Raw genomic sequence first — 8580 nt, forward strand, 5'->3', positions numbered from 1 at the left:
CGATTTTCTGGTGCTGCATCTGCCGCTGACCTGGGTCACGGGGCCCAATCACAATGGCCGGGCGCAGGTCTTGCAGGCCTTCCACGGCAAGCGGACGGTGAACGGGTACGATGCCTTCCTGCCGGACAGGTATGCAGGTGTGCTGCAGCAGACCCCGTTGCGCCCGTTGGTGCTGCTGGCACCGCAGCGTCCCGCCGTGCCCACGGAGACCCTTGCGCGATGGCTGCTGGAGCGAGACGTACGGTTTGTGATCTACGAGCACCATACCCAGGCGTACGTGCCCCCCGTCTTCACGGAGCAGCATGACGTTCAGCACCGCGTGATGGTGTGCCGCGTGCTGCGTGAGCTCGAGCTGCAGCGGGCGCTGACTGTCATCGAGGATGACGACGACTACATCGTCTATCGCGTGAACCCATGAGCGCGCGCTGCTCTGACCCTGCGCGGAAAGGGTCTCGATGCACGGCAGCGAACGAGGCCGCTCGAGGAGCTTCACAATGACATCGATTCGGGTGGCGATTGCAGGGGTCGGGAACTGCGCCAGTGCGCTGGTGCAGGGCGTGGCATTCTACGGCGGGTCCTCGCAGGCGCCTGACGATGGCTCACTTCCGGCGGGGCTCATGCATGCCCGAATCGGGGAATGGGGCGTGAATGATATCACCTTCTCGGCCGCGTTCGATGTCGACGCGCGCAAGGTGGGGCGCCCACTCGAAGAGGCCGTGTTCGCACCACCCAACTGCACGCCCGTGTTTCAGGCGTCTCTTCCCGGCAGTGGCGTGGTTGTCGAGATGGGGCCGGTGCTCGATGGGGTGGCCACCCACATGGCCGATCACGCGGAGGCCCGTGCCTTTCGTGTAGCCGCATGCCCGTCGGTCGATGTGGCCCAGCGCCTTCGCGAGACGAAGACCGACGTGCTCGTCTGCTACCTGCCTGTGGGTGCTGAGCAGGCCGTGCGCGCCTACGCTGAAGCCTGCCTCGAGGCGCGGGTGGCCATGGTGAACTGCATGCCGGTGTTCATCGCCTCTGACCCGTCGTGGGCCGCTCGCTTCGAGGCCGCGGGGGTGCCCATCGTGGGCGACGACATCAAGAGCCAGATCGGCGCCACCATGCTGCACCGGGCGCTGGCCCGCATGTTCACCGAGCGCGGCGTGAAGCCGCTGCGCACCTATCAGCTCAACACGGGCGGCAACACCGATTTCCTCAACATGCTCGATCGCGGTCGTCTGCAGTCGAAGAAGCGCTCGAAGACCGCCGCGGTGCAGTCACAGCTCGATGTGCCTCTCGCGCCAGACCAGGTGCACATCGGACCCTCAGACTATGTGGCCTGGCAGGGAGACAACAAGGTGGCCTTCATTCGTCTCGAGGGTCTCGGGTTTGGCAACCAGCCCATCGAGATCGAGGTGCGCCTGTCGGTCATCGACTCGCCCAACAGCGCGGGTGTCGTCATTGATGCCCTCCGCTGTGCGGCCCTGGCGCGGCAGCGGGGCATTGGGGGGGCATTGCTGGGTCCCAGCGCCTGGTACATGAAGCATCCGCCCCGGCAGATGCGCGACGCCGAGGCCCAGGAGGCAACAGAGGCCTTCATCACATCACAATGACGAGCCTGAGGGCACGCCTGTGGTGGTGACGGGCTCTTCGAGCCACGCGCGCACGCCGGCGATGAGCCCCAGCACGAGCAGCGACAAGGGTGCGACGCCCCAGATGAGGGCGAGCACGGCAGGGGCAGAGGGCACCTCAGGCGAGACCTCGGGCACCACGCATCGCGCGGGGGCCTCCCAGATGGTGAGACCGTCTTCCGGTGGGTGGGCAGACTGGGTGACGATCTCGGTGTGGCCATCTTTCACAGTGTAGAGACACTGCCACTGCAGCTTTTGAAGCAGACGCGCGCACTGTGGCGATGCGCACACAGACCAGCGCAGGCTGTACGGCTCGGGATGGCTGAGAATGACGCGAACGTAGTTCATCATGCCGTTCGACTGCTCGGCCACGGTGTCGACGCACCCCATGCCGCTTCGGCTCAGCAGCGGGTCGCGGCGCGCGGTGAAGTAGGTTCCGTCGATAGTCTGCGCCTGGCTGATACGTGACAGCCTCGGCATGTCGCCCTCTGAGAACCCGAAGGTCACATAGCGCCAGCGGTCACGCCCGTGACTCGAGAGCCAGTTCGCCACCGTCGTCACCTGTTCAGCCTGGGCTGGGCGCTTGACCAGCACCACGTGCGTGGTATACGTGGCTGCCTGCAGCGCCACGCTCGCGAACAGGGCCAGCAGCGCAAGTGCCAGGGGTCGCGGCGCTATCTGGGCGACCCATGCGCCGAGCGGCAGAAGAGCGACCAGCGCACCCCACAGGGCGAATCGCTCGTAGGTGAGCCAGTAAGACAGACCTGGAAACATCAACCCTGGCACTGAGGTGTAGGCGGGGCCCAGCGAGAGCGTGGCCAGCAGCGCGACGAGGGCGGTGAAGGCCCACATCTCACGTCGCTTGAAGCAAGCCCACACAAGAACGGGGGCGAGCAGCGGAAGCGGCCCCCATTCTCCCGGAACGAGAAGCCAGAGCAGCCCGGGGTTGGAGAGAAACGCTGTTCGCGTGGCGTGGGGGATCTCGGTTTGCATCACCCGACCATGATGCGACCACCACACGAAGGGCACCAGCACGACGACGGCGGCCAGACCCAGTGTCAACGCGGCGATCAGGGGTTGTCTGCCGTTCCTGACAAACGAAGCGTCGTTCTCTCGGTGCCGGCGAAGGGCCAGCCACAGCAGAACCGTGACAGCAAGCATGGGCAGCCCCACGATGCCCGTGAGATGGTGGGTGGCCACGCATGCCCCTCCTAGACCCGTCCAGGCCACGAGATCAACGGCGCGCCCATGTGACAGGTAGCGCGCCAGTGACGCCGTTGCGGCGAGGGCGAGAACCAGCGCGGCCATGGTGGGGAGCTGCCCGAACGAGTAGACCGTCGTGTAGACCCCCGCCGAAGCAACGGCGAACGCAGCGGCCCAGCCTGCGGTTGCGCGGTCGGCTAGCGCGTCGGCCAGGAGCCACACCGACAGCGGCAGGGCCGTCAGAATGCCGAGCTGCACGCAGCGGCAGGCCGTCTCCAGATCGGTGACCTTCGCCACGAGCGCCACCAGCTGGTGCAGCAGGGGGGGATAGCTGAACACCCAGAAGCCGCCGTACCAGCGGGGCTCCCACCCCTCGAACCATCCGTTGGCGTAGTGGTCGGCGAAGAAGAGGTGGGTCTCGGCATCGAAGGTTTGCGCGAACACCATCGACGCGGTGGGGATGAGGTTGACGAAGAACGCCACCAGCACGGCGTGTGAGAGGCGAGGGGCCGGCAGGCGTGAGCGGCTCAACGGTGCGTGCCACATGACAAGAGCCACCCCTCGGTGCGAGAGATGGCTCTTGTCTGCGCTACCTACTGCGCGAGGATCATCAGTTGCTGGTTGAACTGCAAGGGGTCGCCATTGCCACCCACCAGCACGCCGAAGAACACGGCCTGGCTCTGGGTGAACACCCCTCCCACCAGCTGGAGCGGATTCGTCGAAGAGTCACGGCTGCCATTGAGCTGGCCTCCCACGGTCACCGCGAACGAGCCACCCAGGAAGTCGGTCGTCGTGGTGGTCACAGGGGCCACGCGCGCGGCGTACTCGTTGTACGAGCCGCCCGTGATGGTGTTGTTGCCGGCGTTGAACGACGCGAGGCCTGCCAGGCCTCCGGTCAGCGAGCGCATGCCCACCGTGTACATGGTGGGCTGCACGTTCACCGTTGCCGCGTTCAGCGTGACGGGGCTGGCCATCATGAAGTACTGGTCGAGGTTGGCGTTGCCGGTGGCACCGGCGAGGGTGAGCACCGAGTCGGTGCCCACTGCGCCGTGAAGGGTGAAGGCGCTCCCACCGTTGATGGTGAGATTTGCAGTGACGGCGCCCGCGGAGGTCACGCTGTACGTGCCCGACCATGCGGCACCCTTGAGGGCGCCCGTGACGTGGCCTGCGCCGTCAAATTCCAGCGTGCCTGCGGCGTAGCCCACTGCGGGAGAGCTGAACGCGACATTGAAGGCGTTGGTGGCGAAGGGGCCGCTCACCGATGCCGCGGAGAAGCCGCTGCCATCGATCTGCACCACGGCGATGCCGCTCAGAGCGTCACCGTTGCCGCTGCCATAGATGGCGCTGTAGATGGCGCCGCCCGCCGGAGAGCGGGAGACCTGGCCCTTCAGGGTGAGGGGGTACTGGCTGGTGCTCAGCGACGCGGTGAAGTTTCGGTTCGAGGCGATCTGGTAGGTGCCGCCCGTGATGTTGAACACGGTGGTGGCGTTGGGCACGTTGAAGACGTTTGTGCGGGTGAGCTGACCGCTGGTCACGTTGCCGGCACCGTCGAACACCACATAGCCGTTGAGTACGCCTCCCGTGACCGTGCCGCTGTCGGCACCCGTGATCTCGTAGCGCTGACCGGCCTTGAGCAGGGCGGTCGTGCCCGTGACCTCGATCGTGAACGGGGGATCGTTGACGGTGGTGGTCTGGCCGTCTTCCACCTGCACGGCGAAGTTGCCGCTGCCCGCGACGGTGCTGCCCTCGAGCAGCTCGTAGCGCAGCGTCACCGTGGTGGTGGGCACGTTCGACAGGGTCACGGGCGATGTTTTCGGAACGGTGGCCGAGTAGACAAGTGTCTTGTTAGCGTCGTAGCCGCTGATGCGGAACTGGGTCACCGACGCAGGAACCTGATTTGTCTTGCTCGTGGCGAGGCTGGGCACGAGCACTACCGAGCCGAAGGTCGGTCGCTCGGGGGCTGCGCTCGTCAACGTGCTCCCGCCTCCGCTGCTCGAGCCGCTGCCGCCGCAGCCCACGAACACGAGCGTGATGGTGATGAGCGCTGCAATGGCCAGCAGCAGGGGTCTGCCGATGCGACGAAATCGGGAAGTCTGCACGTGGGCCTCGATTCTCCCCTCTGCGCCACAGTGGCGAGAGGTCAACGTTCCAGGAGATTGTGGGATTCGCCAGACGCACGGTGCTTTCCTGCCAGATCGCGTTCAGCATGAGTGCGGCCTGTGTCAGGGAGGAAGCCCGTGCGCATGCTCCAATACCCCGATCTCGAGGAGGATGGCGTGCACGATCAAGACGCTGGCGCGCAACGCGTGCGCCGCGAGTTCCTCCGCAGCCGCGAGCCGGACCCACATCGCGCGCGCCGACGCCGCATCCTCGCCGCGCATCCGGAGATGCGCCGCCTCTACGGGCGTGAGCCTCGAACGGTGCTGCTGGTGATCGGGGTCGTGACGCTCCAGGTCGTTGCGGCCGCTGCGTGCAGGCAGGCGCCGTGGTGGGCGGTCGTCGGGCTGGCCTGGACCATGGGCGCGGTGGCCAATCACGCGCTGTACGTGCTCATCCACGAGTGCGCCCACGACCTGGTTCTGCCCCGTCGGTGGCAGAACCAGGCGTGCGCCGTGCTCGCTGACCTTCCCAACACGGTTCCCAGCGCCATGTCGTTCCGGCTCTATCATCTCGCGCATCATCGCCATCAGGGCGACGTGCTGCTCGATGCCGATCTGGCGTCACATGCCGAGGCGAGCTGGGTGGGGAACGTGGCCTGGCGCAAAGCGCTCTGGCTGTGCGCACTGCCGCTGCTGCTGGCCCTGCGACCGCTGCGCATCCGCGGGGTCGGGTTCATCACGCCGGCCGTGCTGCTGAACTGGGCCGCGGTTGCGCTCTTCGACCTCGTCGTGGTGGTTGCGCTGGGACCCCGCGCGCTGGCCTATCTCTTCTTCTCGTTCTGGTTCTCCATCGGTCCGCACCCGCTTGCGGCGCGGTGGATTCAGGAGCACTACACCACGCAGGCAGACGATCAGGAGACCACCAGCTACTATGGGCGTGGCAACATCGTGGCCCTCAACGTGGGCTACCACAACGAGCATCACGATTTCCCGGCGGTGCCATGGAGCCGTCTGCCGGCAGTGCGTGACACGGCCCCCGAGGCCTACCTGACCCTGCACCTCCATCGATCGTGGCGCAGGTTGCTCTGGCGCTTCCTCACCGACGAGCGCATCTCGCTGTGGAGCCGCGTGACAAGGGAGTCGTGACCTCGGGTCATCTCGGCGCGCGTGGCGAATCAGACCTGCGTCGTGATCTGAGCGCCTGTCGATAGACCTCTTCGACCCGTTCCACCAGCCGAGACCAGTCGTGCGCGCCAGCCCGCTCGAGCCCGCGTGCGCCCAGCTCGTGGGCCAGCGATTCGTCTGACAGCAGGCGCAAAAGCCGCGCGCGCAGCGCGTCCACATCGCCCGGCGGGTACAGCAGGCCCGTGTCGCCCAGCACCGCGCGGTAGCCGGGGTTTGCTGCAGCAACCACCGGCGCGCCGCAGGCCATGGCCTCGAGCAGCACGATGCCGAAGCTCTCCCCGTGGTGCGAGGGCGCGCAGAAGATGCGGCACGTGGCGAGCAAGGCCGCTTTGCGCGCGTCATCGACGGGCCCGACGAAATCGATGTCGGGACGTCCCTCCGCCTGTCTCCGAAGGGCAGGCGCGAGGGGACCGTCTCCCGCGATGACCAGCCGGATGCCCGGGTGCTCTTGGGCGAGGAGGGCGAAGGCGCGGATGAGATCGCTCACGCCTTTGCGCGGCTCGAGACGGCCCACGTACAAGATGACCCCCTCGCGCGCTGCAGCGCTTTCGCGCTGCAGGGTGTCCGCATCGATGCCGTTGGGCACGATGACCGTCCGGCGCGAGGGCAGGGAGCGAGCCGCCACCAATGAGACGGCCATCACGCCGTCGAGGGCAAGAGACAGCAGATGTCCCGCCAGCGGCATGAGCACGCGTCCCGCCAGGGCGCCCCACAGCCCCTCAGGAGGGGCATCGTGGAACGTGGCCACGTGCGCGGCATCGGGCGTGGCCCACCAGAGCTGGAGGCCCACGAAGGGGTTCCAGGGCGTGTGCAGGTGAACCACGTCGAACCGTGCGTCGCGCACCCGGTGCATCTCGGCGCGGGTGACCACCCCCACGTCGATCTGGGTACCGCTCAGGCCCATCGTGACAAAGCGCCCGACGCGCATCTCGTCTGCGCCGTCGGTGGTGCTTCCCTGCCCGGGCCCCACGATGACGGCGTGGTGCCCCCGCTCGCGCAGCGCGCGGGCCAGTCCGCGCACGTGTGATTGAACGCCGCCGGGACGGTCGAGATCGTAGGGGCAGACCAGGGCCACGCGAAGCGGCTCGGTCACGGCGCGTCCAGGTCCACGCGCTGGGGCCTGGTCACAGCGCGTCCAATGCATCGCGAAGGGGCTCTCGCCGCAGCAGGCGCAGCGCGGGCCCGCTCGCCGCGAGGCCGAGCAGCAGCGTCAGCATCGAGACCGCCGCGATCAGTTCCGGAGAGAGCCCGGCGCGCAGATGCACGAGATCGTTGCGGTAGGCTTCGAGGGCCACGCGGGCGGCCGCGTGACCCAGAGCGATGCCGGGCACGAGCACGATGAGCCAGGTCAGCACCATCTCGTGGGTGATGAGGTGCGCGATCTCGCGTCGCTCCAGTCCGATGCCCTCGAGCAGGGCGAGCTCGCGCCGGCGCTCGAGCACCCCGATGGCGCTGGCCGAGCCCGCCAGCACCACGGCCAGCGCCCCGGCGAAGAGGGCGGTGACCAGGCCGTATGCATCCATGAGCGAGAGCAGGTGGGAGACCTGGCTGCGCTCCTCGTCGAGATCGATGACCCGATCGACCGACGCGAGGTGGTCGAGCCGCCGGCGCACGTCCGCGGCCTGTGCGGGGTCGGCTTCGATGAGCAGCACGTTCACGCGGTTCGTGGGCGTGCCGCACGCGGCGGTCACGATGGCGTGCACCGTCCGCAGCGGGGCTCGGGAGATCAGGGCGATGGGGTCGTCGATGGGGGGACCCACCGTCGCGTGGATGGATGGGGTGGCCTGCCTGCCGTCGAGCTTCAGCGAGACGCGGGCGCTGTCGCCAGGACGGGCGTTGAGGGCCTCGACGGCGGCGGGGGTGAGAAAGAGCGGGCTCTCGTCGCCCATCTCGAGCGGGGTTCCGTCAATCGCAATCTGTCTCACCAGCGAGGCATGGGGGGGCAGGCCCAGCAGCGGGATGGTGACTGATTTTTGACCCACGGTCACGTGCGTGACGATGCGCAGGGCGGGTTCCACGCGTCGAACCCCCGGCCAGGTGTCGATGGGGGGCAGGGCAGACAGTGTCACGTCACCGTCGAGTGAGGCATAGAACGTCCAGCGGTTCACCCCACCGAAGAAGGCGGCCAGGGTGGCGCTCTGGCTCTCGAGCAGCGCGCCGATGAGGGTCATCTGCGCCACGGCGATGCCCAGCCCCACCCCCACCAGGGCGCTTCTTGCAGGGCGGCGCATCAGGCCGAGCAGCGCAAGGCGCAGCCGGAGCGAGAGGAGGGGCGCCAACCAGCGCGGCAAAGAGAGCGGGCTGCCTCGCAGCACCGTGTGCACGGGCTCCTGTGCGGCCAGCATCGACGCCGTTGGCTGACCTCTGTGCGCGCGGGAGATGACGGCGCACGCCACCGCGCTCACGCCCGTCGTGACGGCTGCGGCGACGATCACGGTGCCGATGTGCAGGTTCGCGATGACGAAGGGCAGCCCCAGCAC

7 protein-coding genes are annotated in these 8580 nt (G+C 67.7%); 3 read left to right on the forward strand and 4 right to left on the reverse strand.

Going from position 1 to position 8580, the window contains the following annotated elements; genetic code table 11:
- Window positions 1-418 (forward strand): hypothetical protein (locus EB084_14100; protein NDD29389.1); only part of this gene is annotated, 418 nt, incomplete at its 5' end.
- A 76-nt stretch (window positions 419-494) separates the two neighbouring features.
- Window positions 495-1595: an inositol-3-phosphate synthase gene (locus EB084_14105; GenBank protein ID NDD29390.1), complete on the forward strand. Its 1101-nt coding sequence runs from the start codon at window positions 495-497 to the stop codon at window positions 1593-1595.
- Here the strand turns inward: EB084_14105 and EB084_14110 are convergent.
- Window positions 1587-3362: a hypothetical protein gene (locus EB084_14110; GenBank protein ID NDD29391.1), complete on the reverse strand. Its 1776-nt coding sequence runs from the start codon at window positions 3360-3362 to the stop codon at window positions 1587-1589. The genes EB084_14105 and EB084_14110 overlap by 9 nt on opposite strands.
- 47 nt (window positions 3363-3409) lie before the next feature.
- Complete coding sequence (locus tag EB084_14115) at window positions 3410-4915, reverse strand: hypothetical protein (GenBank protein ID NDD29392.1); 1506 nt, start codon at window positions 4913-4915, stop codon at window positions 3410-3412.
- A gap of 144 nt (window positions 4916-5059) precedes the next feature.
- Here EB084_14115 and EB084_14120 point away from each other — a divergent pair, with 144 nt between their 5' ends.
- Complete coding sequence (locus tag EB084_14120; GenBank protein NDD29393.1) at window positions 5060-6061, forward strand: fatty acid desaturase; 1002 nt, start codon at window positions 5060-5062, stop codon at window positions 6059-6061.
- A 7-nt stretch (window positions 6062-6068) separates the two neighbouring features.
- Here EB084_14120 and EB084_14125 read toward each other — a convergent pair whose 3' ends face one another.
- A complete protein-coding gene (locus EB084_14125; protein ID NDD29394.1) occupies window positions 6069-7244 on the reverse strand; it encodes a glycosyltransferase family 1 protein in 1176 nt (391 codons plus the stop codon).
- Entirely contained in the window at window positions 7225-8580 is a 1356-nt protein-coding gene (locus tag EB084_14130; protein ID NDD29395.1) for an ABC transporter permease, read from the reverse strand. The genes EB084_14125 and EB084_14130 overlap by 20 nt, the downstream gene beginning before the upstream one ends.

The sequence above is a fragment of the Pseudomonadota bacterium genome, from assembly GCA_010028905.1.
In the GTDB taxonomy this organism is placed as follows: Bacteria; Vulcanimicrobiota; Xenobia; order RGZZ01; family RGZZ01; genus RGZZ01.